This is a genomic window from Pseudenterobacter timonensis (assembly GCF_900021175.1).
Taxonomy (GTDB): domain Bacteria; phylum Pseudomonadota; class Gammaproteobacteria; order Enterobacterales; family Enterobacteriaceae; genus Enterobacter; species Enterobacter timonensis.
Genome location: NZ_FCOP01000012.1, coordinates 344,255 through 367,076 on the forward strand (window position 1 = coordinate 344,255; position 22,822 = coordinate 367,076).

The following is a 22,822-nucleotide window of genomic DNA, read 5'->3' on the forward strand; positions in this document are numbered from 1 at the left end:
AATGACAGAACCATTGCAGAAGCGTGACAGGGGGCGTTAATTGCCGGATGGCGGCGTCCTCTTACCCGGCCTGCATAATCGCAGGTCCGCGCAAGCGAAGCGCCACCCGGTAAAAAGCTTACAGGCGATCCTTCCACACCGTCTGCACATTACAGAACTCATGCAGGCCAAAATGAGAGAGCTCACGCCCGAAACCGCTCTTCTTCACGCCGCCAAACGCGACGCGCGCATCGCTTGCGCTGTAGCCATTGATAAACACCCCGCCGCACTCCAGCTCGCGGGAGAAGGTGTCAGCCAGCGCCTCGTTCGCGGTAAAGACCGTCGCCGATAAACCAAAGTCGCTGTCGTTCGCCAGCTGCAACGCATGAGTCGCATCTTTCGCCACGGTAATGGCGGCAACCGGACCAAACAGCTCCTGACGGAAGGCGGTCATCTGCGGCGTGACATCACCGAGTACGGTTGGCGCGTAATAGTTACCTCTACCGGCCACCTTCTCCCCGCCGAGCAGCAGGATCGCCCCCTCCGCCAGCGTCGCCTGCACCTGCTGATGCAGTTCATCGCGAAGATCAAATCGCGCCATCGGGCCGATGTAGTTCTCCTCCTCGTCCGGTGCGCCCATCTTCAGCGCCGCGACCGCTTCAACGAAGCGTTGGGTAAAAGCTTCCGCCACGCCCGCTTCCACAATGAAGCGTTTGGCCGCTGCGCACACCTGTCCGGTATTCTGATAACGCCCGGCCACGGCGGCTTTAACCGCCAGATCCAGATCGGCGTCGTTCAGCACGATAAACGGATCGGAGCCGCCCAGCTCCAGCACGCATTTCTTCAGCGCCGCACCCGCCTGAGCGCCAATCGCGGCGCCTGCGCGTACGCTGCCGGTCACGGTGACCGCCGCGATACGGCGATCGTTAATCGCCTGGCTGACGCCCTCATTGGTCGCGTTCACCCAGCCAAATACCCCCTCAGGGAAACCGGCATCCGCAAACAGTTGCCCAATCAGCTCCGCCGAGCCGAGCACGTTCGGGGCATGTTTCAGCAGATAGCTGTTACCCGCCAGCAGAATCGGCACGGCACCGCGCAGCACCTGCCAGAGCGGGAAGTTCCAGGGCATCACCGCCAGAATCGGCCCCAGCGGACGGTACTCAATCACCGCGTTTTCAACCTGGGTAGATTCCGGGCGCAGCATCGCCGGGCCGTGTTCAGCGTACCAGTCGCAGAGGCTGGCTGATTTAGCCACTTCCGCACGCGCCTGCGCAATCGGCTTGCCCATCTCCCGGGAGATAGTCTGCGCCATCTCTTCCGCACGACTACGCAGCGCCGCACCCAGATCGCGAAGCTTCTGCGCCCGGTGCGCTACGCTTTCCTGTCGCCACTGGCGAAAACCGGTATCCGCCTGCGCAATGGCACGTTCTACCTCCTGGGGCGTTGCCCACGGATAGGCCGCCAGCGTTTCGCCGGTCGCAGGATTAACAGAGAGGGCATGGGTGGCAGGTGAATAAGTCATGATGTGCTCCACGTAATTACAGTTGATTTATTGTTGCTCACTCTGCTATTTCTTAAAAATGAATAATACTCACCACCTTATTCACGAATCGAGAACGGTATGAACTTAACACAGCTGGAGATGTTTAACGCCGTCGCGCTGACCGGCAGCATTACCCAGGCGGCGCAAAAGGTACACCGGGTACCGTCAAACCTCACCACCCGTATCCGTCAGCTTGAGGCGGACCTCGGCGTGGAGCTGTTTATTCGCGAGAATCAGCGCCTGCGGCTTTCCCCCGCCGGGCACAACTTTTTACGCTACAGCAAGCAGATCCTGGCGCTGGTCGACGAGGCGCGGATGGTCGTCGCCGGGGATGAGCCGCAGGGGTTGTTCTCCCTCGGCGCGCTGGAGAGTACCGCCGCCGTGCGCATTCCGGAAAGTCTGGCGCAGTTTAACCAGCGCTACCCGCGCATCCAGTTCGCGCTCTCCACCGGGCCATCCGGGACGATGATTGACGGCGTGCTTGAGGGGACGCTCAGCGCCGCCTTTGTCGACGGGCCCTTATCGCACCCGGAGCTGGAGGGGATGCCGGTTTACCGGGAAGAGATGATGCTGGTCACCCCTGCGGGGCACGCGAAGGTATCGGGCGCCACGCAGGTGAGCGGCTGCGACGTGTACGCCTTTCGCGCCAACTGTTCGTACCGGCGTCATCTGGAAAGCTGGTTTCATGCTGACCGCGTCGCGCCGGGGCGTATTCATGAGATGGAGTCCTATCACGGGATGCTCGCCTGCGTGATTGCGGGAGCCGGTATTGCGCTGATGCCCCGCTCCATGCTGGAGAGCATGCCGGGGCACCATCAGGTGGAGGCGTGGCCGCTGGCGGAAAACTGGCGCTGGCTCACCACCTGGCTGGTGTGGCGTCGCGGGGCGATGACCCGCCAGCTTGAGGCGTTTATAAAGCTGCTAAACGAACGTCAGCCACCAGCGTCTTCTCCATAAACAGGCTCAGCGGATCCTCATTGTAGGGGGCAAACGCAGAGCGCCGTTCGTATCCACACTGTTGATACAGACGAAAGCCGTTGCCCGCGATGGGCTGGGTCAATATAGACCCGTTTCATTTCCCCGGTCCCGTCCCCGTTCAAAACGACAGCGCCACACCCGACGGCGTTAAGTTGAGTGTCACGGATAATCATCAGGATCAGCGAGTCGTCCGGCAGTTCAGTTAAATCCAGCAGATGATTACTCTCCGCGGGATAGAGGGCGCTTTGATAACGGTCCAGCGCCGTAATCAGGGCGAGAATATCTGGATGATGGGCGGATTCAGCGGTAATAGAATACATGGCAGGCTCCTTGTCGTTTTCGTTCAACATACCGCCCGCCCTGTATTCCGGCATCATAGTTTTTAACGATGACCGTCATCCTGGAGTCGAAGGAATATTTTCCCTTTCATATACAGCGTGGCCTGCCCGCCAATCAGCACGCGGTCGCCGGTCAGCTCACAGCGCAGATCCCCGCCGCGCCAGGAGACCTGGCGGGCTGTCATCTGCGTTTTGCCAAGTTTTTCGCTCCAGTACGGGATCAGCATACTGTGGGCTGAACCCGTCACCGGATCTTCCGGTACCCCTTCTCCCGGGCAGAAGAAGCGGCTGACGAAATCATACTTATCCCCCGGCGCCGTAACGCAGACCATTTTCCCCAGCGGGAGCATAGCCGTGATATCCGGCGTCAGCGCCTCTACCTGCTGCTGGCTTTCGAGCACCACCATATAATCGCGCCCCACACGCACCTCTTTTGCCGCGTTAATGCCCAGCGCGCTGAACAGCGCTGCCGGTGGATTATCGACAACCCCGGTTGACCACGCCGGGAAATTAAGCGTCAGCCAGTCGCCGCTGCGTTTTACCGTCAGTTCACCGACAAAGCGCGTCGTGAAGGTAATTTCCGTATGCGGGTAATCCAGGTATTCGAAAATAACGTGAGAAGCCGCCAGGGTTGCGTGGCCGCAGAGGTTAATTTCATCCTGCGTGGTAAACCAGCGCAGTTCAAACCCGTTGTCCGTTCGCACAAAGAACGCTGTCTCTGACTGGTTATGCTGCTTCGCCATCTTCAGCAGCGTCTCATCCGGCAGCCACGCCTCAAGCGGACAGACCGCCGCCGCATTGCCACCGAACGCCCTGTCGCTGAAGGCATCTACCAGATAAAAATCAATTTCCTGCATCGTTTGTTCCTCTTAGTTTTTTTAGCGCAGAAATACTGTGCCCTTCAGATACAGCGACGCCTGCCCGCCCATCAGCACGCGGTCGCCCTTCAGTTTGCAGCGTATGTCTCCGCCACGGGCAGAAACCTGACGGGCAAACATCTCTTTTTTACCGAGCCTCTCGCTCCAGTATGGGATCAGCATGGTGTGCGCGGACCCGGTAACCGGATCTTCCGGCACGGCCACGCCCGGCGAAAAGAAACGGCTGACAAAGTCATACTTTCCCTCACCCTGGGCGGTAACAGCCACTTTATGCTCGCCTGGCGCCATGGCGGAGAAGTCCGGCGTAACCGCTTCCACCTGCTCAAGGTTCTCCAGCACCAGCACCCAGGCGCGGCCTTTGCGGGCGTCCACATAGTGGCTGATACCCAGCGCGGAGAGCATCTCCGGCGGCGGCGTCTGTGACTGTGTCGGGCAGGCCGGGAAATCCAGCGTCATCCAGTCGCCTTCACGGCTGACGGTAAGGCGACCGGAGGCGGTATCAAAATGAATGCGCGAGTCCGGATAATCCAGTTCGTTAAAGAGAACATACGCCGCGGCAAGCGTCGCGTGACCGCAGAGATTGACCTCTGTGAGCGTGGTGAACCAGCGCAGCTCAATTCCCCCTTTGGTGCAGACGAAAAAAGCGGTTTCCGACTGGTTATGCTGCTGCGCCATCTTCAGCAGCATCTCATCCGGCAGCCATGCATTGAGCGGACAGACCGCCGCTGGGTTGCCGCCAAATGAGCTCTCGCTAAACGCATCTACCAGATAAAAATCAATCACCTGCATCGCCTTACCGCCTGTTTTTGTTGTGTTGTGCTTTATCTTCGGGGAAAACGGCGTCCTTCGCTACCGCTGTTATAAGGTAAATTTTGTGATTTGAATCACATAATGATTGAGTTTTCACCGTTTAACGCTTTAAGATCGCCTTCTCATCTTTCAGGCAACGAATCCCAGATATCCTTATGACAACAAACACGGTTTCCCGCAGGGTCGCGTGGCTACGTGTGGTCACGCTCGCTATCGCTGCGTTTATTTTCAATACCACGGAATTTGTTCCGGTTGGACTGCTGTCCGACATCGCCGCCAGTTTTAATATGGAGACGGCGCAGGTGGGCATTATGCTCACCATCTATGCATGGGTGGTGGCGCTAATGTCGCTGCCGTTTATGCTGCTGACCAGCCAGATGGAACGACGCAAACTGCTGATTGGGCTGTTTGTGGTGTTCATTGCCAGCCATATCCTGTCGTTTATGGCGTGGAACTTTACGGTGCTGGTGATAAGCCGCGTGGGTATCGCCTTTGCCCACGCCATATTCTGGTCGATTACGGCGTCGCTCGCCATTCGTCTGGCCCCTGCGGGAAAACGCGCCCAGGCGCTGAGCCTGATTGCCACCGGTACCGCGCTGGCGATGGTGTTGGGCCTGCCGATCGGGCGCATTGTGGGACAATACTTCGGCTGGCGCACGACTTTCTTTGCCATCGGTATGGGAGCGTTAATCACGCTGGTGTGTCTGATCAAACTGCTGCCAGCGCTGCCAAGCGAACATTCCGGTTCCCTGAAAAGTCTGCCGCTGCTGGTTCGTCGCCCGGCGCTGATGAGCATCTACCTGCTGACCGTAATTGTGGTCACCGCGCATTACACGGCCTATAGCTATATTGAACCGTTCGTGCAGGTTGTGGCAGGCTTCAGCGCCAGCTTCGCCACCGTTCTGCTGCTGATTTTGGGCGGCGCGGGGATTATTGGCAGTATTCTGTTTGGCAAGCTGGGCAATCAGCACGCCTCTGCGCTGGTGAGCTGTGCCATTGGCCTGCTGCTGGCCTGTCTGCTGTTACTGCTGCCAGCGTCAGGCAGCGAAAGTCATCTGGCCTTTCTCAGCCTCTTCTGGGGCGTGGCAATTATGATTATCGGTCTGGGGATGCAGGTCAAAGTGCTGGCGCTGGCCCCGGATGCCACGGATGTGGCGATGTCGCTCTTCTCCGGAATTTTTAATCTGGGGATTGGTGCAGGCGCACTGGTGGGAAATCAGATCAGCCTGCATGTGTCGATGTCAGCCATTGGTTATCTGGGGGCAATTCCGGCGCTGGCGGCGCTTGTCTGGTCGGTGCTTATCTTCCGTAAATGGCCGGTAGCGCTGGAAGAACAGACCAGCCACGGTTGACCTTTGTTGTGCCGGGTGGCGGCTTCGCCTGCCCGGCACTGTTCTCAGTGATACGTCTTAACAATCTCCAGCACGCCGTTAATAATAAACTGCACGCCCATACAGACCAGCAGGAATCCCATCAGACGAGAAATCGCCTCGATCCCCCCCTTGCCCACCCAGCGCATAATCGCGCCGGAGCTGCGAAGCGACGCCCAGACGATAATCCCTATCAGCGCAAACACCAGCGGCGGCGCAACCATAATCACCCAGTCAGGAAAGCTGGAGCCGCTGCGCACCGTGGAGGCGGAGCTGATAATCATGGCGATGGTCCCCGGCCCGGCGGTGCTCGGCATCGCTAACGGCACAAAAGCGATATTGGTGCCTGAGTCGGACTCCATCTCCTCCGATTTACTTTTCGCCTCCGGCGATTCATGCGCTTTTTGCGACGGGAAGAGCATGCGGAAACCGATAAAGGCGACAATCAATCCCCCGGCAATACGCAGCCCTGGTATGGAGATCCCGAAGGTATCCATAACCAGCTGGCCCGCGTACCACGCCACCATCAGGATGGCAAAGACATAGACCGACGCCATCAGCGACTGCTGATTCCGCTCGGCGCTATTCATATTGCCGGCAAGCCCCAGAAAGAGCGCCACGGTCGTCAGCGGATTCGCCAGCGGCAGCAAAACCACCAGCCCCAGCCCAACGGCTTTCATAAGATCCAACATGTGTACACCGTCCTTAATGATATTTAACGGCCCATTATAGGTGAAAAAAGGCGCTTCCAGCCATGCCAGCGCAGCCGCCCTTACGGGCCATCGTTCTCTGGCACCTCACTATCGGGTTGATTTTTCACCTTCAAAAAAAGTTCATAAAAATAGTTAACAAAAAGTGGCATTAAACGTGACATCAGATTGACTTATACTTGCCTGAGCAATAATATCTCCCGGTACTAAATTACTTGCCAGGGCAACCATCTTGAAAAGCACCAGCGATCTCTTTAACGACATCATTCCACTGGGCCGACTGATCTATATGGTCAACCAGAAAAAAGATCGCCTGCTGAACGACTACCTCTCCCCGCTGGATATCACCGCAACACAGTTCAAAGTGCTGTGTTCCATTCGCTGCGAAGTGTGTATCACGCCGGTTGAGTTAAGAAAGGTGCTTTCTGTCGATCTGGGGGCGCTCACGCGCATGCTCGATCGGCTGGTCTGTAAAGGATGGGTGGAACGCCATCCTAATCCGAATGACAAGCGCGGCGTACTGGTCAAACTCACCTGCGAAGGGGCGGCCATGTGCGAGCAATGTCATCAACTGGTAGGTCACACACTGCATCAGGAATTAACAAAAAACTTAACGGCGGACGAAGTGGCAACGCTTGAGTATTTACTCAAGAAAATTCTGCCGTAAACAGAAAGAGGTATGACGATGTCCAGACGCAATAATGACGCCATCACTATTCATAGCATTTTGGACTGGATCGAAGATAACCTGGAATCGCCGCTCTCGCTTGAAAAAGTCTCTGAGCGTTCAGGTTACTCAAAGTGGCACCTGCAACGGATGTTTAAGAAAGAGACCGGTCATTCGCTGGGCCAGTATATCCGCAGCCGCAAGCTGACGGAGATTGCCCAGAAGCTGAAAGAGAGCAACGAGCCGATCCTCTATCTGGCTGAGCGCTACGGGTTTGAATCGCAACAGACCCTGACCCGCACGTTTAAAAACTATTTTGACGTGCCGCCGCATAAGTATCGCATCACCAGCATGCCGGGGGAGTCACGCTATCTCTATCCGCTGAAACACTGTAGTTAACATCGCCTTAAAAGACGTAATCGAGGAAAACATGAAAGTTATCGTCTCCGCCCTTGCCCTGCTGGCGCTCACCTGCGGCCAGAGCTATGCGGAGCAGACGCAAGATGTGAAAGATCACAACCAACGCAATGTGATGATTCTGCCCTCAGCCCAACAAAAATCGCCTTTCGATTTTAACCATATGGCATCAGGCAGCGATAAATCCGACGAGCTGGGCGTGCCCTATTATAACGGGCACGATCTCTGATTCGTTTTTTGCCCCGCCTCGCGCGGGGCTTTTTTTATCCTCTGACCTGCTGCGACCGCCGCAGGCGAAAGCCAAAGACGTTAATGTATAGTCCCGCCATAATCAGCACCGCCCCCAGAAACTGAAGCGCGCTAAGCGTCTCCCCGAGCAGCAGCGCCGCACTGGCCAGCCCCACCACCGGCACCAGCAGCGAAAGCGGCGCCACCCGCCAGGTTTCATAGCGTCCGAGCAGCGTTCCCCAGATGCCATAGCCCACAATGGTGGCCACAAAGGCAAGGTAGACCAGTGACAGCACGGTGATGAGGTCGATTTCCGCCAGGCTTCTGGCGACCACCGCCGGGCCATCGAACATTAGCGATGCTGCCATAAACGGCAGAACGGGGATCAGCGCGCTCCAGACCACCAGAGACATCACCGCCGGGCGAGCCTCATGCTGCATAATCAGCTTGTTGAAGATATTGCCGCAGGCCCAGCTCAACCCCGCCGCCAGCGTCAGCATAAACCCCAGCAGCGCCACATGTTCTCCCGTGAGGCTGGCTTCGGCCAGCACCAGCACGCCAAAGACCGCCAGGGTGATCCCCGCCAGCTGTTTGCCCTGGAGCCGCTCGCCAAAGACAAACGCGCCAAGAATGATGGTGAAAAAGGCCTGCGCCTGCAGCACCAGCGACGCCAGGCCTGCGGGCATGCCGAACTTGATCGCGCAAAAGAGAAAGGCGAACTGACCAAAGCTGATGGTCAGCCCGTAGCCGAGCAGCAGTTGAAAAGGCACTTTCGGACGGGCAACGAAGAAAATGGCCGGAAACGCCACCAGCAAAAAGCGCAGCCCTGCCAGCAGCATGGGCGGCATATTATGCAGGCCGACCTTGATGACCACAAAATTGAGTCCCCACACGATCACCACCAGCAACGCCAGCAGTCCATCTTTACGCGTCATACCCTGCCCCTGAATATTAAATTTTTGTAAACAGTTCAAGGTAGCGAAAAAAAGGGCGCGCGAAAAGATCATTAATTATGGCAGTAAGTCAGGGCACGACAGAACAAATCGGGCGCTATACAACGCTCTTATGCCGTGATACTCCTGTTAACACAAATGTAACCATTACCGGGCAGTTTTATGATCTCCACTCTCAGGCGCTCCACCGCAGCGCTGTTGCTGTCGTCGTTATTGCTGACCATTGGCCGCGGCGCGACATTGCCGTTTATGACCATCTACCTGACCCGCGTTTTTGGGATGAGCGTGGCGAATATTGGTTATGCCCTGACGCTGGCCCTGACAGCCGGGGTATTCGTCAGCCTGGGTTTTGGTATTCTGGCGGATAAATTTGATAAAAAGCGCTACATGCTGCTCGCCATCCTGACCTTTATCTTCGGATTTATCGCCATTCCGCTGGTGGAAAACGTCTGGCTGGTGGTGCTCTTTTTCTCCCTCATCAACTGCGCTTACTCCGTCTTTGCGACCGTGCTTAAGGCCTGGTTTGCTGACGTGATGACCCCGCGGGAGAAGGCGCGGGTCTTTTCACTTAATTATACCTTTCTCAATATCGGCTGGACCATTGGGCCGCCCGTGGGCACCTGGCTGGTGATGTACAGCCTGCAGCTCCCCTTCTGGCTGGCCGCAGTATGCGCCGCGCTGCCGCTGGGCTTTATCCATTTTTACGTGCAAAAAAGCGTGGCCCGGATGCAGGAAGAGACGCCCGTACCGTGGCAGCCGTCGGTGCTGCTGCGTGACAGGGCGCTCTTCTGGTTCACCCTCTCCAGCCTGCTCGCCTCCTGCGTGGGCGGCGCCTTCGCCAGCTGCATCTCCCAGTATGTCCTGGCGGCCGATTATGACAGCGATTTTGCGCAAAAGGTGGTTGCGGTGGTGTTGCCGGTTAACGCCGTCGTCGTGGTCACCTTTCAATACCTGATAGGCCGCCACCTGACGCCGGACAATATCCGCCCGCTGATGGCGCTGGGAACGCTCTTTTTCATACTGGGACTGGGAGGATTTATCTTCGCCGACGGCAGCCTGCTCTGGTGGGGCATCGCGACAGCGATCTTTACCATAGGTGAGATAATCTATGCGCCAGGGGAATATATGCTGATCGATACCATCGCGCCGCCAGGTATGAAGGCGAGTTACTTCTCCGCGCAGGCGCTGGGCTGGCTGGGGGCGGCGTTCAATCCTATGATCACCGGCCTTATCCTCACCGGGCTTCCTCACTGGTCGCTGTTTGTGATTATGATGGCGATGATTTTTATTGCCTGGCTGATGATTTTGCGGGGTATGCAGGTGAAAAGCTGGCGTGCCGCAACGCGAACCGCGTAACGGGATGCCGGGTAAAATACCCGGCCCCCCTCATTAGTGATGCAGCATCTCGTCCACGACCTGGGCGGTAGTCATCTCGTTCGGATAGTAGGTCGGCCAGTTATCCATCTCTTTCAGCAGCGCCTCGTGGGAGGTATTGCCCATAAAGAGGTGGAAGTGGGCGGCGTGACGCGGCGCAATGGTGTGATCGCTAAACTGCACAAACTTCGGCGCGCGGCTGGCGGAGTCGGTGCATTCAAACAGGTAGCGCACCCCTTTTTTGCCGGATGCATAGGTGAGGATCTTATAGCCGCTGTAGTCGTAGCGGCAGCTGGCGGAGCTGCTGCCGGTATGGAAGGTCATTACGTTGTCTTCGATGTCGACGGCGCTAACATCCGTTGCGTAGCCCTTACGGTAATAGGCCTTGATCTCGTCGGCGCTTTTACCGGATTCGCTCTTCGCTTTCTTCTCAAACACCGGATCCAGCGAGCCCTCCACCAGGAAGGGATAGACCGACTGCCAGGTGCCGTCCCAGTCAGAGAGCGCCCGGTCTTTGACATCCTTATCGTTAAAAATGCCTTTCGCCGCCATCTGTTCGGCTTCGCTCAACTGATGGCCATGAGAGTGGGCAGAAACCTGTGCGCTGAGCAGCAGCGCACCCAGAGTGATTGCAAATTTACCAGTGTGTCCAGCCAAAATAATATCCTCGCTCCTGATTAGTCACGAGGATGTTATATTATAACATTTCACGCCGCAAGCGTTACCAGACCTCGTCGGCGATACGCGTAACCAGGCGCACCTTCTCCCACTGCTGGGATTCTGTCAGGGTATTGCCCTCTTCCGTCGAGGCAAATCCGCACTGCGGACTCAGGCAGATCTGCGATTTCGCCACATACTTCGCCGCCTCTTCCAGACGCGCTTTCACTCCCTCAGGGTTTTCCAGCTCGCCATTTTTGGTGGTGATCAGCCCCAGCACAACCTGCTGATTTCCCGGGCGGATAAAGCGTAACGGCGCAAAATCCCCGCTGCGATCGTTGTCATACTCCAGGAAAAACGCATCCACCTTAACGGTACCGAACAAGACCTCGGCCACCGGCTCATATCCCCCCTCGGAGATCCAGGTGGAGCGGAAGTTACCGCGGCAGACATGAAGCCCGACGGTGAGATCGTCCGGTTTCCCCTCCAGCGCCTTGTTCAGCACGCGTGCGTAGGTTTTCGCCAGCTGGTCCGGGTCATCGCCGCGCTCACGGATTTGACGACGCTGATCGTCGGAGCAGAGATAGGCCCAGACGGTATCGTCCAGCTGCAGGTAACGACAGCCCGCCTCGTAGAAAGCGAGAATCGCTTTACGCCAGGTCGTCGCCAGATCGTCAAAGTAAACATCCAGGTCGGGATAAACGGTGGCGTCGATATCCTTCCGCCCGCCGCGAAAATGCAGCACGCTGGGGCTGGGAATGGTCATTTTTGGTTCAGCGTTACCGCTGATACTTTTCAGATAGCGGAAATCTGCCAGCATGGGATGATCGCCAAAGCCGAGCTTGCCGGTGACACGTACGCCGTGCGCTTTGGTCTGCACGCCGTTGAACTGTATGCCCTGGCTGGCGTCATAGCGCTCCACCCCTTCCAGACCGTCAAAGAAATCAAAATGCCACCAGGCGCGGCGGAACTCGCCGTCGGTTACCACGTGCAGACCACAGGCGCACTGCTGCTCCACTACGTGGCGAATCGCCTCATCCTCCACCGCACGCAGCTGGCGGGCATCAATATCGCCGGCGGCAAACTGCTGGCGTGCCGCTTTAATGGCATCGGGACGTAAAAAACTGCCTACCACATCGGCACGGTACGGGGCGTGTTGTCGCTGCATGGTTCTCTCCTTGCACAATCGGCAAATGATTGCCGACAGTGATAATTCATTATTTGAACTTTTAGACATCTGGATGTCTGAACGTCCAGTGACAATCGCATAACCGCCCCGTACCGGCAAACGAGAATTATTCACGTCACGTGAAGAAAATTCATGTTGCCTGGTTCCCGGTGGCAAACGTGAAATTTTCATCTTCCCAGCCGGTAATACCGCCGATCATGATTTTGACCGGCAGCCCCAGCCGCGCCAGCGTCAGCGCCGCACGATCCGCCCCGTTGCAGTGCGGCCCAGCACAGTAGACCACAAACAGCGTCCCGGCGGGCCAGCGGCTCATGGTGGCGCTATCCATTCGTGACCAGGGCAGATGAATGGCCCCCGGCAGATGGCGGCGGGCAAACTGCTCCGCGCTTCCCACCACGTGCAGCAGGACAAAATCCTGTTGCTGATGGGTCAGCGCGTGGTGAACGTCGGCGCAGTCGGTCTCCAGCGATAAACGGCGCTGAAAATGGGCGATGGTCTCCTGCGGGCCAGCAGCGGGAAATTCTGTTACGTAACTCATGATACTTCCTCCTTTCAGGCGATTGTGTTAACACTACTGTAACGAGTTATTCAGCCGATAAATGCCTGTAGCCATGCCAGAAAAGCGCAAAAAAATGACAAACTCAGGACAACCCTCCCCGCTGGTGGTCGTCCTGGCCTATAACGGGCTCTGCACCTTTGAATTTGGCGTAGCGGTGGAGGTGTTTGGTCTGCCGCGCCCGGAGATGGGCGACGACTGGTATCGCTTTGCCGTCGCCAGCATCGAAGAGGGAGAACTGCGGGCGACGGGAGGTATCCGGATGGTGGCCGATGGCGATCTGGCGTTGCTGGAAGAGGCCAGCATGGTGATTATCCCTGGCTGGCGCGGCGTGGAGGAGCCGGTACCGCAGGCGCTCTGCGCCGCGCTGCGTCAGGCCCACCAGCGAGGCTGCCGTCTGCTCTCTATCTGTTCCGGCGTCTTTGTGCTTGCCGCCGCCGGGCTTCTCGACGGACGCCGGGCGACCACCCACTGGCGCTACACCGCGCGCTTACGCGACGCCTTCCCGGCGATTACCGTGGTGGAGGATGTGCTCTATCAGGATGAAGGGGACATTTTAACCTCGGCGGGCAGCGCTGCCGGGATCGATCTCTCGCTGCACGTGGTGCGCCGGGATTATGGCACAGAGGCGGCCAACAGCGTGGCGCGGCGGCTGGTAATCCCGCCCCATCGCGACGGCTCCCAGACGCAGCAGTTCAGCCGTCCGGTTGCCCGGCTGCGTGAAAGCCAGCGGCTGGGACAGCTGTTTGACTACCTGCACCAGCATCTGGCGCAGAACCATAGCGTCAGCTCGCTGGCGAGGAGAGCTGGCATGGGCCAGCGTACCTTTTTGCGCCGCTTTCAGGAGGCGACCGGCACCACGCCTGCGCGCTGGCTGTTGAACGAACGGCTGATCCGCGCCCGGGACTATCTCGAAAACAGCCGACTCAGCGTCGACAGCATCGCCGAACAGACCGGTTTTGCCTGCTCCGCCACCCTGCGCCACCATTTTCGCCAGCACTTTGCCCTCTCTCCCGCCCAGTACCGCAAACAGCATCTCAGCAGACAAATAACATAAAAAAAACCGCCATATTATGGCGGTCAATGCTTGCATGGATAGATTAATGTTTTGTTCTCTACATGCCCGGTATTCCTTACCGGGACAGTGGGTCGGGCTAACGTTAACACTGCAAGTCTCAACGAATGCTAAACGGAAAGTTTAACATCGGTAAAGTATTCCACCGGGATAAGACGAAATGGCGCCCGGCAAAAAGGTGCGGCCGGGCGAGAATATCAGGACGTTTTGGTGTTGATTTGCAGATAACGCATCAGCCCCTGTTCGGCGCTTTTTATCGCGTCACCGCTTGTGGCTTCCAGATAAAAAGGTCGGGAGACGTTATAAGGCGCTTTTTCCGCAGGCTGGACAACATACTGGAACGCGAGCCCTTTATCGGTGTTGAGGCAGTCCAGCTGCCAGCGCTGTGGTGTCAGTGGCTTGCTTTCGCAGGTCACCCTGCCGTAATCGCTGGTGAGATAAGAGCTTACTCGCGATTCCGCAGCCTGGAGATATTCTGGTTTTTCGCTGCGGGAGGCATAGCTGACAAAGGCCGTGGCCACGACGGCAACACCCAGAATGGTAATTAAAACGGATTTTTTCATTTACTCGACCGGGTCCATTGAGAAAAATCTGATTATATCGGATTTTTCAGGAATACCCAGAAATGGCAACATACCAAATATGGCAGTTAATTACATCTTGTTACCTTAAGCAAAATCCTATAAGGGAATACCTGCCAGCAGCTTGTCCTTTCGGGAGCGTCTGGCAACTATTTAAGAAAATTAAATAAAGAAGTAATAACTCAGGGCAATTACTTTCCTGATATCAGGGAAGCGTCAATAAAAAATATTAACAGGCTGCGCGATAACCCCTTCCGGGAGATATCGCACAATTCCGACCTGTCAGGCGCCCTTGCGCTTCGGCAGGGTTTTCAGCAGATCTTCCGGGCTGACGGAGGCGACAATGCTGCCCGGTGGCGGCATTTTGAAGATGTGATTTTTCATTTTGCCGATCACATGCATCTCGCAGGGGCGGCAGTCGAATTTGAGGGTCAGCACCTCGTCGCCGTTGACCAGCTGCATCGGCGTCGCTTTCCAGCTCTTGATATTGCCTTTGGCCTGTTTCGGGCAGAGGTTAAAGGCGAAACGCAGGCAGTGCTTGGTAATCATCACCGGCACATCGCCCTTCTCTTCGTGCACCTCATAGGCGGCGTCGATCAGCTCCACGCCGTAGCGGTGATAAAAGGCGCGCGCCTTATGGTTATAGACGTTCGCCAGGAAAGAAAGATGCGTTTGCGGATAGACCGGCGGCGGCACCGATACCGGCTTGCGACTGCCACGGACATAGTGCGCCAGCCGCGCCTCGTCCAGCATCTGCGCGGTATCACGACGGAACTGGTTAAGCAGACTGTTGGGCACAAAGAGCGCGCCCGGCAGATTAACCTGCACGTCGCGAGCGTAATAGATAGTCTGGCCCAGCTTCGCGATCCCCTCTTTCAGGCCGTTAAGCGCTTTTTCAGCGTTGTTGGCCTCCTCAAACAGCCCCTCCAGAGTGTGGGTAACGCTGATCCCCTCCTCGCTGGTCATGGTGAGGATAAGCTGCTCCTCCCAGCCGCCCAGCTCAATATCCACCGCCACGCGGCGTTCGCTGGAGGTTTTCAGCAGCGCCTGCTGCCAGTTATGGTCGAGGTTACGGTTGAGCGCCTGATGCGGACGCACTTTATGCAGGTCGGCAGGCATCTCGTTCGGCCAGACGCGGTAGCGGTTTTCACCCGTTTTCTCCACCGTGTTGGCGCGAAAACCGACAACCTCGCGTTTGATCATCACATTCAGCCCGTCGCCGTTGGCCAGCGGCTCGGTCACTTCCACGTCAAGGTGATCCTTCGCCACCTTCAGCACTTCGCCCACCGGCAGACCGATAAATTTCGGCGAATCAAAGGCGCCGATATCCCCTTTACGGGCATTGACGAAGTAGTCGGTGCTGCCGCGGTGGAAGGTCTTGTCGGTGGAGGGAATAAAGAAATGTTCCGTGCGCCCGGCGGAGGCGCGCGCCAGATCGCCCCGCTCTTCGATGATGGCATCCAGCATCTGGCGGTAGTGGGCGGTGATATTTTTAACGTAGCTCATATCCTTGTAGCGCCCTTCAATCTTGAAGGAGCGAACGCCCGCGTCAATCAGCGCGCCGAGGTTGGCGCTCTGATCGTTATCTTTCATGGAGAGCAGATGCTTTTCAAACGCCACCACGCGCCCCTGATCGTCTTTCAGGGTATAGGGCAGACGGCAGGCCTGAGAGCAGTCGCCGCGGTTGGCGCTGCGTCCGGTCTGGGCATGGGAGATATTGCACTGGCCCGAATAGGCCACGCACAGCGCACCGTGGATAAAAAACTCGATGGTGGCGTCGGTGGCCTGATGGATGTCGCGGATCTGGTTCAGATTCAGTTCGCGCGCCAGCACGATCTGGCTGAAGCCCACGTCGGAGAGAAACTTCGCCTTTTCGACGGTGCGGATATCGCACTGGGTACTGGCGTGCAGCTCGATCGGCGGGATATCCATCTCCAGCACCCCCATATCCTGCACAATCAGCGCGTCAACGCCGGTCTGATAGAGATCGGTGATCAGCCGCTGCGCCGGCTCCAGCTCATCATCATGCAGAATAGTATTGAGCGTAACGAACACTTTTGCCCCGAAGCGGTGGGCGAATGGCACCAGCTCCGCGATATCACGCAGGCTGTTACTGGCGTTATGGCGGGCGCCAAAGCCAGGGCCGCCGATGTAGACGGCGTCGGCCCCATGAAGGATCGCCTCGCGGGCGATCCCGGCATCGCGGGCCGGGCTTAAGAGTTCAAGATGATGGGATTGCAGGCGCATACGTCGTCTTATCCGTTATGGTCAAAATGGCGGCTATTGTAGTCAGAACGCTGCGCCAGTGAAACAGTTTTGCGCGGTTTCAGCGGGGATAGTGAATGAGTGAATGAAAGTGCACCGTTTCCCCGCCGCTGTTGCGGTAGGCGTGCGGTTTATCGCCGGCGAAACGCACCCCGCTGTCGGGCAGCAGCGTCTGCCACTCTCCCCCGATACGCAGCTCCAGCTCGCCGGCAATCACCACCACGTGCTCCACCACGCCCGTCTCGTGCGGCGTCGATTCGCTACAGGCGCCCGGCGCCAGGGTAATTGAAAAGTGATCGTATCTAAGCTGCTCGTCCCAGGGGAAAAGCGGCTTTACCACCATCGCCTGCTGCTGCGGATCGAAGACCGGCTGGGCGCTGGAGGCGGGAGTAATAAAGGCGGAAAAAGGGACATTGAGGCCGGTGGCGATTTTCCAGAGGGTGGAGACCGTCGGACTCGATTCGTTGCGCTCGATCTGGCCGAGCATCGCTTTCGAAACCCCCGTTTCGTCGGCAAGCCTGGAGAGACTCCAGCCGCGCGACTGGCGCAGGGATTTGAGGGTAAAAGAGAGATGTTGTGCAAGATCCATAGTGCCTCCTGTGGAGGCCAGTCTATCACTTGTACGTTATAACGCACAGTGCTACAGTGCCTCGGACGTTATAACGCACAACGGAGAGACTATGCGTCCTTTCACCACGCTTTTTCCCGCCGCGCTGGCCGGTTTTGTCGCCGTACTGGTCGGTTACGCCAGCTCAGCGGCCATCGTCTGGCAGGCGGCTATTGCAGCAGGCGCTACCCCGGCGCAAAGCGCCGGGTGGATGACTGCCCTGGGGTTGGGAATGGGGATCAGCACCCTCGCCCTGTCGCTCTGGTATAAGGCTTCGGTACTTACCGCCTGGTCTACGCCCGGTGCGGCGCTGCTGGCAACCAGCCTGCATAACGTCACGCTGGCGGAGACCATCGGGATTTTTATCTTCGCCAACGCGCTAATCCTCCTCTGCGGGATCACCGGCCTCTTCGCGCGGCTGATGCGGATCATTCCCCCGACGCTGGCGGCGGCGATGCTGGCAGGCGTGCTGCTGCGCTTCGGCCTGACCGCCTTCAGCCATCTTGAAGATCGGTTTGTCTTGTGCGGGAGTATGCTGCTGGCCTGGATTGTGGCTAAAGCGCTGGCGCCGCGCTACGCCATTATCGCCACGCTGCTGGCGGGTGTGGTTGTCGCTTGGCTGAAAGGTGACGTTGTCACCTCTGCGCTTAACTTCTCCTTTGCTATGCCGCAGCCCGTCGCCCCCGTCTTTCATCTCTCCAGCCTTATTAGCATCGGTTTGCCCTTCTTTCTGGTCACCATGACCTCCCAGAACGCTCCCGGGTTTGCCACTCTGCAGGCGGCGGGTTACCGGGTGGCGGTTTCGCCGCTTATCGTGGTCACCGGCGGGCTGGCGCTACTGCTTTCGCCTTTCGGCGTCTATTCCATCTGTATCGCCGCCATCACTGCCGCTATCTGTCAAAGCCCGGACGCCCATCCCGATCGTAACAAACGCTGGCTCGCCGCAGCCGCAGCCGGGCTGTTCTATCTGCTGGCTGGGGTTGCGGGCGGTTCGATTGCCGGTCTGCTTACGGCGCTCCCTGCGGGATGGGTGGAGATTCTGGCGGGCCTGGCGCTGCTGGGCACCATCGCGGGCAGCCTGGCGCAGGCGCTTAGCCAGCCGACTGAGCGGGACGCGGCCATTATCACCTTTCTGGTGACCGCCAGCGGCGTCACGCTGGCGGGTATCGGCTCCGCCTTCTGGGGACTTATTGCGGGCGGGATTTGTACGGTGGCGTTTTCACGCTTTCGCCGCGCGTAGCTGCGAGGGGGTAACGCCCCAGGCGGCTTTAAAGCGGTTGCTGAAGTGGCTGGCCGAGCTGAAGCCGCAGGCCAGCGCGATCTCGGTAAGGGGCGTTCTGCTTCCCTCCACCTGCGCTTTCGCCTGGGCCATCCGCTGGCGCATCACATACTGGTGCGGCGCCACCTGCATTGACTGGCGGAACATGCGGGCAAAATGATATTCGCTCAGCGCCGCCTGCCCCGCCAGCTCTGCCAGCGTCAGGGGCCGGGCGAGGTTGGCGTCGATATACTCCAGCACGTTGCGCAGCACATACGGAGAGAGCCCGCCGGTGACAGCCGGCAGGGTCCACTGCACGCTGGCGTAGTGCTGGATCAGGTGGGTTAACAGCAGCGTGCTGGCGGTGCTGAGCGTCAGGTGGTTAGCCTGCTCCTGCCAGTCGCATCCGAGCAGAAACTGCCGGTAGAGGGCGGTGATCTTCCCGTCACTGGCGAAGGTCTTTTCTGCAAGCTGGATCGCCCGCGGGCTTTTGTCCCAGATTTTCTCCCCGATATCGCGCAGGTGTTCGTCGGTGCAGTAGAGATGAACGAAATGCAGATCGTCACGAATATCCCAGCTCGATTCGCTCTCCTGGGGCATCAGGCAGAAGCGGTCAGGGCCGCCGCCGTTCTTCCAGCCGAAGGGGGTTTTATGGTAGCTCTCGTAGCCATCCGCCACGTAGAGACTCAGGGTATGGTGGTTGCTTTTCACCGTTACCCTGTCGTTGTGGTTAAACCAGGCCGCCAGCTGAATACCCGAGCTGAGGGCTACCGTGTCCCGGAGGACGGCATTCTGCAGACGGAGCGTTTCAAAGGTATCGTAAGCGCGGTTCATCTTTATCAATTAACAGGCCAACAGATCCCCAGTCTAGAGGTTGCCCGCGCGTGCGACCAGAGGTGCCGCGTTAAAAAGCGCAAGAATATGCAAGTGGTGCGCAAGCCTGTGCAGGCGCGCCACCAGCCGGTTATGCACACTCTCCTCTCTGGCGGTAACCTGAGAGAGATAAGATGAACGCACTGTTATATGGTCTGGTTGTAGCGATCTGGGGCACCACCTGGATTGCGATTTTTCTTCAGCAAGGGAGCGTGGCGGCCCCTGTCTCCATCTTCTGGCGCTTCGCCGTGGCCAGCCTGACCATGATTGTCATGCTGGTGGCGCTCAAAAAATTGCGCAGAATAACGCTTCGGGATCACCTCTTCTGCCTGCTGCAGGGCTGCTGCGTCTTTTGTTTCAATTTCTGGTGCTTTTACACCGCGGCGGCGTGGATTAATACTGGCCTGGAGTCGGTTATTTTCTCCATGGCGGTGCTCTATAACGCCATTAACAGCTTCCTTTTTTTCGGGCAGCGCCCTCCCGCCCGTTTCTGGACCGCCGCGCTGCTGGGCCTGCTCGGTATTGTTACCCTATTCTGGGACGATCTGCTCCACAGCGGCTGGAGCCCGGAGCTGCTGCTGGGCATTGGCCTGTCGGCGCTGGGCACCTACGGTTTTTCGCTCGGCAATATGATAAGCCTTCGCCACCAGCGCCGCGGTCTGGAGACAATGACCACCAACGCCTGTGCAATGCTCTACGGCACGCTGGTAATGGGCGCCATCGCTCTGGCGCGCGGCGACAGCTTTGTCCCCGAATGGACGGTAAGTTATCTTGGCGCGCTGCTGTATCTGGCGCTCTTCGGCTCAGTCATCGCTTTTGGCGCCTACTTTACGCTGGTGGGGCGGATCGGCCCCGGCAAAGCCGCCTACAGCACCCTGCTCTTTCCGCTGGTGGCGCTCTCCATCTCGACGGTTTATGAGGGGTACGTCTGGCAGATGAACGGCGTGCTGGGACTGCTGCTGATCCTGACCGGGAATCTGGTGATGTTTGCTAAGCCGGAAACCTGGTTCAGCAGGTTGAAAACGGCCTGAAAAATGGCCTGCCGGGTGGCAGGCCAGAACGGTTATTTAGTGCCTTTCACGTCGAACATGGCGGTATCGGTCGCCATGTCGTCAATCACTTGCTTGAGCGTCGCAAGCGTCATCGGCGTCGACTCGTTGCTCAGATCTTTGCCTTCGCCCATGCGCACCACTTTCACTACCGGCTTGTTGGTGGCTGCGTCAATCAGCTCCCCTTCAAAGAAGAGATGGGTATCCATGGTGCGATGGCCGGTCGCCATCTCGGTTCCGGCCACGACAAGCGCGACAGGCACCACTTCATAGAACTGAAGACCCTCTTTCTTCGCGCTTACGCCGGTTATCGCTCCGCGGAAAATCAGGCTACGCGGCCCGGCCGTTTTGACCAGCGGCTTATGCTGGGCAACGGCGGTCTTGATCTTCTCGTTGGTATAGCTGCGCAGCTCATCAAGCGTACGCTGCCCAATCTTCGTAGAAGCCTTAGGCACCGGATAGTAGGTAATATCGTGATAAACGATATTGTCGTAATGCGCCGGATTGTAAGAGGGATCGACCCAACGCAGCGTCGGTTTCCCGGTTGCGGAGGTGGTTTGTTGAAGGTTCGAATAATCTTTTAAAAATCCAGAATATTGATCGGGTTCGGCCACCTTAGAGGCACATCCCGTTAATGCCAACAGACCAGAAAGCACTGCAACTTTAAATAAAGTGTGAGTACGCATGATGAAATTCCGTGTTATTCAGATATGCAGCCGAGGTTATAGCAAAAAATAACGTTCGGCGTCGTGATAAAAAATGATGTTAACCGCACATTTTGCAAAAAAGCGCGCGCGGTTCAGCAATGAACCACGCGTACTCACGGTCAGGGTTTACGCGCCAGCATAGTGGCAAAACGCAGCTTGATCCGGTTGCCGTTAGCGTCGGTGCGGTGCAGCTCCCCTGGCTCTTCGTTATATTTCACCAACTCCCAGCCCTGGTAATATCCGCTCAGCTCTCCCGTTTTGAAGGCGAAAGGAAAGCCTACCGTGCAGGGATAATCATCGGTATCCATCGCCGCAACTATCAGATTATAGCCACCCGCCCGGGTGCAGCGCTGCATATTGGCAATCAGCCCGGGGATGGTTTCCGGCTGAAGGAACATCATCACCACCGTGGAGAGGATAAAATCATATTCGCCCTCAAAAGAGAGGCTGTTGAGATCCTGAACAGCGGTGTGCAATCCGGTCAGCCCTTCTGCGGTCCGGATGCGCTCAATCGTATCGATGCTCATGGGATTTTTATCCCAGGCGGTGACATCATAGCCGTTTGCCGCCAGGTAAAGGCTGTTGCGGCCATTGCCGCAGCCGAGATCCAGCGTTTTGCCAGGCTTAACAATCCCCGCGCTATACAGCACTTCAGAATGGGTACGGGTCAGGCCATATTTATCGGTAAAGTAATTTTCATCGAAACGGGTCATTCTTTTTCCTCATCGTGAAGAAGAGTTGAGCGCGGTGAACGCACCAGCAGTTTACCCTGCATCAGCAGAATAAGCGTGCGAACCAGCAACAGCGCAATAATAGCGTTGGTAAAAATAAAGAGCGGGATCGCCAGGACGTGGAAGAACCCTGACGGGCTGGCGTGGCCCAGATGGAGCGCGGTGGTTGCCAGCGCCGACACCCCAAACGAGAAGCTCCAGAAGGAGGCGTTAAAAGGCCGGGAGAGATACCACGGCATCAGGCGCAGCATAAACAGCAGCTGCAACAGGCCATAGCCAAAGAGCATTTTTGCGAAGGTATCCGGCTCGCCACCGTTAACGCTGAGCCAGGCGCTGCACGCCACCAGGGCGGGGGCAAGCTGAATGCCCAGCGAAGTGCGAAGCGCGACGGGCAGTTCCCCTGCGCTGCGCAGCCGGTGCAGGATCGTCGGCTCCAGGCTCAGCCAGGAAAAAACCCCCGCCCCCAGGAAAACCTTCCCTGCATCGTGAAAGCCCAGCGCGCCACAGGCCATGGCGCTGATGAAATTGTTCGCCACCGTCGGAAGGTAAAGACCCGGCGTGGTCGCCTCCGGCGGATGAGCGCCGCGCCACAGCCCGCCACTCTGCCAGGCGGCATAGGCGAGCTGCATCGCTACTCCCACAGCGAATAAGAGCAGCGAAAGCGGACGATACCAGGGAACAACGGCTATCGAAACCAGCAGCGTGGTGGCTGGAAAGAGACTGACAAAGCTGCTCATCACCGGATGGCGCATCTCCGCCAGCACGCTACGCGGGAAGCGGACGGCGCGTGTAAGAAAGGCCAGAGTGAGCAGCAGCCAGACGCCCACCGCGAGGGCGACAAGCCCGTCGCCAGGCCAGCGGGAGACAGGCCAGATTGTCGCGGCGTAGCGCCAGGCGAACCCCATGCCGATCATCCCCAGCACCATGCCAAAATAGCCGGATGGCAGATTAAGTACCTGCCGTTCAGTGTAATTCTTACGCATAAATTTGAAATTATAAAATATATTTTAAATACTAGTTTAAGGGGTT

Annotated in this window: 24 protein-coding genes and 1 pseudogene; 9 read left to right on the top strand and 16 right to left on the bottom strand. The window is 57.6% G+C overall.

Going from position 1 to position 22,822, the window contains the following annotated elements; all coding sequences use genetic code 11:
• Positions 1 to 118 precede the first annotated feature (118 nt).
• The gene (gene sad, locus BN3796_RS15015) at positions 119 to 1,501 is read right to left on the bottom strand and encodes a succinate-semialdehyde dehydrogenase (RefSeq protein ID WP_061709158.1); all 1,383 of its coding nucleotides are present in this window, start codon (positions 1,499 to 1,501) and stop codon (positions 119 to 121) included.
• Positions 1,502 to 1,600: 99 nt separating this feature from the next.
• Between sad and ptrR the strand changes: the two genes are divergently transcribed.
• Complete coding sequence (gene ptrR, locus BN3796_RS15020) at positions 1,601 to 2,479, top strand: putrescine utilization regulator PtrR (RefSeq protein ID WP_061709159.1); 879 nt, start codon at positions 1,601 to 1,603, stop codon at positions 2,477 to 2,479.
• On the opposite strand, the pseudogene BN3796_RS15025 reads toward ptrR, so the two are convergent.
• The 3 genes and pseudogenes from BN3796_RS15025 to BN3796_RS15035 form a co-directional block, all read right to left on the bottom strand.
• Positions 2,433 to 2,820 (bottom strand): annotated as a pseudogene (locus BN3796_RS15025) (GNAT family N-acetyltransferase). The gene ptrR and the pseudogene BN3796_RS15025 sit on opposite strands and share 47 nt — an antisense overlap.
• 62 nt (positions 2,821 to 2,882) lie before the next feature.
• Positions 2,883 to 3,695 carry a PhzF family phenazine biosynthesis protein gene (locus tag BN3796_RS15030; protein WP_061709160.1) on the bottom strand — a complete coding sequence of 271 codons (813 nt, stop codon included), beginning with the start codon at positions 3,693 to 3,695 and terminating at the stop codon, positions 2,883 to 2,885.
• Between the two features lie 21 nt (positions 3,696 to 3,716).
• A complete protein-coding gene (locus BN3796_RS15035) occupies positions 3,717 to 4,505 on the bottom strand; it encodes a PhzF family phenazine biosynthesis protein (RefSeq protein ID WP_061709161.1) in 789 nt (262 codons plus the stop codon).
• Between the two features lie 176 nt (positions 4,506 to 4,681).
• On the opposite strand from BN3796_RS15035, the gene BN3796_RS15040 reads away from it, so the two are divergent.
• A complete protein-coding gene (locus tag BN3796_RS15040; RefSeq protein WP_061709162.1) occupies positions 4,682 to 5,878 on the top strand; it encodes a sugar transporter in 1,197 nt (398 codons plus the stop codon).
• A 44-nt stretch (positions 5,879 to 5,922) separates the two neighbouring features.
• On the opposite strand, the gene BN3796_RS15045 is transcribed toward BN3796_RS15040, so the two are convergent.
• A complete protein-coding gene (locus BN3796_RS15045; protein WP_061709163.1) occupies positions 5,923 to 6,588 on the bottom strand; it encodes a MarC family NAAT transporter in 666 nt (221 codons plus the stop codon).
• 250 nt (positions 6,589 to 6,838) lie between these two features.
• On the opposite strand from BN3796_RS15045, the gene marR reads away from it, so the two are divergent.
• The 3 genes from marR to marB are packed head-to-tail and all read left to right on the top strand — an operon-like array spanning position 6,839 to position 7,919.
• Positions 6,839 to 7,273, top strand: coding sequence for a multiple antibiotic resistance transcriptional regulator MarR (gene marR / locus BN3796_RS15050; protein ID WP_061709164.1), 435 nt, complete (start codon positions 6,839 to 6,841; stop codon positions 7,271 to 7,273).
• Positions 7,274 to 7,291: 18 nt separating this feature from the next.
• Positions 7,292 to 7,672, top strand: coding sequence for an MDR efflux pump AcrAB transcriptional activator MarA (gene marA, locus BN3796_RS15055; RefSeq protein ID WP_073885249.1), 381 nt, complete (start codon positions 7,292 to 7,294; stop codon positions 7,670 to 7,672).
• Between the two features lie 31 nt (positions 7,673 to 7,703).
• Complete coding sequence (gene marB / locus BN3796_RS15060; protein ID WP_061709166.1) at positions 7,704 to 7,919, top strand: multiple antibiotic resistance protein MarB; 216 nt, start codon at positions 7,704 to 7,706, stop codon at positions 7,917 to 7,919.
• 34 nt (positions 7,920 to 7,953) lie between these two features.
• Here the strand turns inward: marB and eamA are convergent, their stop codons facing one another.
• Positions 7,954 to 8,853: an O-acetylserine/cysteine exporter gene (gene eamA, locus BN3796_RS15065; RefSeq protein WP_061709251.1), complete on the bottom strand. Its 900-nt coding sequence runs from the start codon at positions 8,851 to 8,853 to the stop codon at positions 7,954 to 7,956.
• A gap of 180 nt (positions 8,854 to 9,033) precedes the next feature.
• Here eamA and ydeE point away from each other — a divergent pair, with 180 nt between their 5' ends.
• A complete protein-coding gene (gene ydeE, locus BN3796_RS15070) occupies positions 9,034 to 10,227 on the top strand; it encodes an efflux MFS transporter YdeE (RefSeq protein ID WP_061709167.1) in 1,194 nt (397 codons plus the stop codon).
• 33 nt (positions 10,228 to 10,260) lie between these two features.
• Here ydeE and zinT read toward each other — a convergent pair whose 3' ends face one another.
• The 3 genes from zinT to BN3796_RS15085 all read right to left on the bottom strand — a co-directional run bounded on the left by zinT (position 10,261) and on the right by BN3796_RS15085 (position 12,629).
• Positions 10,261 to 10,902, bottom strand: a complete 642-nt coding sequence (zinT, locus tag BN3796_RS15075; protein WP_061709168.1) for a metal-binding protein ZinT — start codon at positions 10,900 to 10,902, stop codon at positions 10,261 to 10,263.
• Between the two features lie 64 nt (positions 10,903 to 10,966).
• Positions 10,967 to 12,070, bottom strand: coding sequence for a cobalamin-independent methionine synthase II family protein (locus BN3796_RS15080; RefSeq protein ID WP_061709169.1), 1,104 nt, complete (start codon positions 12,068 to 12,070; stop codon positions 10,967 to 10,969).
• A gap of 151 nt (positions 12,071 to 12,221) precedes the next feature.
• Positions 12,222 to 12,629, bottom strand: a complete 408-nt coding sequence (locus BN3796_RS15085) for a rhodanese-like domain-containing protein (protein ID WP_061709170.1) — start codon at positions 12,627 to 12,629, stop codon at positions 12,222 to 12,224.
• A 73-nt stretch (positions 12,630 to 12,702) separates the two neighbouring features.
• On the opposite strand from BN3796_RS15085, the gene ftrA reads away from it, so the two are divergent.
• Positions 12,703 to 13,704, top strand: a complete 1,002-nt coding sequence (gene ftrA / locus BN3796_RS15090) for a transcriptional regulator FtrA (RefSeq protein ID WP_061709171.1) — start codon at positions 12,703 to 12,705, stop codon at positions 13,702 to 13,704.
• Between the two features lie 215 nt (positions 13,705 to 13,919).
• Here ftrA and BN3796_RS15095 read toward each other — a convergent pair whose 3' ends face one another.
• The 3 genes from BN3796_RS15095 to BN3796_RS15105 all read right to left on the bottom strand — a co-directional run bounded on the left by BN3796_RS15095 (position 13,920) and on the right by BN3796_RS15105 (position 17,157).
• Complete coding sequence (locus tag BN3796_RS15095; RefSeq protein WP_061709172.1) at positions 13,920 to 14,285, bottom strand: hypothetical protein; 366 nt, start codon at positions 14,283 to 14,285, stop codon at positions 13,920 to 13,922.
• A 300-nt stretch (positions 14,286 to 14,585) separates the two neighbouring features.
• Entirely contained in the window at positions 14,586 to 16,550 is a 1,965-nt protein-coding gene (locus BN3796_RS15100; RefSeq protein ID WP_061709173.1) for a peptidase U32 family protein, read from the bottom strand.
• Positions 16,551 to 16,629: 79 nt separating this feature from the next.
• On the bottom strand, positions 16,630 to 17,157 hold the full coding sequence (locus BN3796_RS15105; RefSeq protein ID WP_061709174.1) for a helix-turn-helix domain-containing protein: 528 nt from the start codon (positions 17,155 to 17,157) through the stop codon (positions 16,630 to 16,632).
• A 91-nt stretch (positions 17,158 to 17,248) separates the two neighbouring features.
• On the opposite strand from BN3796_RS15105, the gene BN3796_RS15110 reads away from it, so the two are divergent.
• Complete coding sequence (locus BN3796_RS15110) at positions 17,249 to 18,415, top strand: benzoate/H(+) symporter BenE family transporter (protein WP_061709175.1); 1,167 nt, start codon at positions 17,249 to 17,251, stop codon at positions 18,413 to 18,415.
• Here BN3796_RS15110 and BN3796_RS15115 read toward each other — a convergent pair.
• Positions 18,395 to 19,267 (bottom strand): helix-turn-helix domain-containing protein, encoded by an 873-nt coding sequence (locus BN3796_RS15115; RefSeq protein WP_061709176.1) that lies wholly within the window; start codon positions 19,265 to 19,267, stop codon positions 18,395 to 18,397. The genes BN3796_RS15110 and BN3796_RS15115 overlap by 21 nt on opposite strands.
• 173 nt (positions 19,268 to 19,440) lie before the next feature.
• Between BN3796_RS15115 and BN3796_RS15120 the strand changes: the two genes are divergently transcribed.
• Positions 19,441 to 20,337 (top strand): DMT family transporter, encoded by an 897-nt coding sequence (locus BN3796_RS15120; protein ID WP_061709177.1) that lies wholly within the window; start codon positions 19,441 to 19,443, stop codon positions 20,335 to 20,337.
• 32 nt (positions 20,338 to 20,369) lie between these two features.
• Here the strand turns inward: BN3796_RS15120 and BN3796_RS15125 are convergent, their stop codons facing one another.
• The 3 genes from BN3796_RS15125 to tehA form a co-directional block, all read right to left on the bottom strand.
• Positions 20,370 to 21,041, bottom strand: coding sequence for a DUF3313 domain-containing protein (locus BN3796_RS15125; protein ID WP_061709178.1), 672 nt, complete (start codon positions 21,039 to 21,041; stop codon positions 20,370 to 20,372).
• Positions 21,042 to 21,181: 140 nt separating this feature from the next.
• Positions 21,182 to 21,775 carry a tellurite resistance methyltransferase TehB gene (tehB, locus tag BN3796_RS15130; protein ID WP_061709179.1) on the bottom strand — a complete coding sequence of 198 codons (594 nt, stop codon included), beginning with the start codon at positions 21,773 to 21,775 and terminating at the stop codon, positions 21,182 to 21,184.
• Positions 21,772 to 22,776 (bottom strand): dicarboxylate transporter/tellurite-resistance protein TehA, encoded by a 1,005-nt coding sequence (gene tehA, locus BN3796_RS15135; RefSeq protein ID WP_061709180.1) that lies wholly within the window; start codon positions 22,774 to 22,776, stop codon positions 21,772 to 21,774. The genes tehB and tehA overlap by 4 nt, the downstream gene beginning before the upstream one ends.
• Positions 22,777 to 22,822: the final 46 nt, after the last annotated feature.

Excerpts from the sequence above, each read along its gene's own strand:
- BN3796_RS15120 (WP_061709177.1), top strand. The coding sequence starts at position 19,441 with ATGAACGCACTGTTATATGGTCTGGTTGTAGCGATCTGGGGCACCACC.
- BN3796_RS15100 (WP_061709173.1), bottom strand. The coding sequence starts at position 16,550 with ATGCGCCTGCAATCCCATCATCTTGAACTCTTAAGCCCGGCCCGCGAT.
- BN3796_RS15125 (WP_061709178.1), bottom strand. The coding sequence starts at position 21,041 with ATGCGTACTCACACTTTATTTAAAGTTGCAGTGCTTTCTGGTCTGTTG.
- BN3796_RS15040 (WP_061709162.1), top strand. The coding sequence starts at position 4,682 with ATGACAACAAACACGGTTTCCCGCAGGGTCGCGTGGCTACGTGTGGTC.
- BN3796_RS15105 (WP_061709174.1), bottom strand. The coding sequence starts at position 17,157 with ATGGATCTTGCACAACATCTCTCTTTTACCCTCAAATCCCTGCGCCAG.
- eamA (WP_061709251.1), bottom strand. The coding sequence starts at position 8,853 with ATGACGCGTAAAGATGGACTGCTGGCGTTGCTGGTGGTGATCGTGTGG.
- BN3796_RS15110 (WP_061709175.1), top strand. The coding sequence starts at position 17,249 with ATGCGTCCTTTCACCACGCTTTTTCCCGCCGCGCTGGCCGGTTTTGTC.
- marA (WP_073885249.1), top strand. The coding sequence starts at position 7,292 with ATGTCCAGACGCAATAATGACGCCATCACTATTCATAGCATTTTGGAC.
- BN3796_RS15080 (WP_061709169.1), bottom strand. The coding sequence starts at position 12,070 with ATGCAGCGACAACACGCCCCGTACCGTGCCGATGTGGTAGGCAGTTTT.
- tehA (WP_061709180.1), bottom strand. The coding sequence starts at position 22,776 with ATGCGTAAGAATTACACTGAACGGCAGGTACTTAATCTGCCATCCGGC.
- sad (WP_061709158.1), bottom strand. The coding sequence starts at position 1,501 with ATGACTTATTCACCTGCCACCCATGCCCTCTCTGTTAATCCTGCGACC.
- BN3796_RS15085 (WP_061709170.1), bottom strand. The coding sequence starts at position 12,629 with ATGAGTTACGTAACAGAATTTCCCGCTGCTGGCCCGCAGGAGACCATC.
- ftrA (WP_061709171.1), top strand. The coding sequence starts at position 12,703 with ATGCCAGAAAAGCGCAAAAAAATGACAAACTCAGGACAACCCTCCCCG.
- BN3796_RS15035 (WP_061709161.1), bottom strand. The coding sequence starts at position 4,505 with ATGCAGGTGATTGATTTTTATCTGGTAGATGCGTTTAGCGAGAGCTCA.
- BN3796_RS15045 (WP_061709163.1), bottom strand. The coding sequence starts at position 6,588 with ATGTTGGATCTTATGAAAGCCGTTGGGCTGGGGCTGGTGGTTTTGCTG.
- BN3796_RS15095 (WP_061709172.1), bottom strand. The coding sequence starts at position 14,285 with ATGAAAAAATCCGTTTTAATTACCATTCTGGGTGTTGCCGTCGTGGCC.
- tehB (WP_061709179.1), bottom strand. The coding sequence starts at position 21,775 with ATGACCCGTTTCGATGAAAATTACTTTACCGATAAATATGGCCTGACC.
- BN3796_RS15030 (WP_061709160.1), bottom strand. The coding sequence starts at position 3,695 with ATGCAGGAAATTGATTTTTATCTGGTAGATGCCTTCAGCGACAGGGCG.
- ptrR (WP_061709159.1), top strand. The coding sequence starts at position 1,601 with ATGAACTTAACACAGCTGGAGATGTTTAACGCCGTCGCGCTGACCGGC.
- BN3796_RS15115 (WP_061709176.1), bottom strand. The coding sequence starts at position 19,267 with ATGAACCGCGCTTACGATACCTTTGAAACGCTCCGTCTGCAGAATGCC.
- marB (WP_061709166.1), top strand. The coding sequence starts at position 7,704 with ATGAAAGTTATCGTCTCCGCCCTTGCCCTGCTGGCGCTCACCTGCGGC.
- ydeE (WP_061709167.1), top strand. The coding sequence starts at position 9,034 with ATGATCTCCACTCTCAGGCGCTCCACCGCAGCGCTGTTGCTGTCGTCG.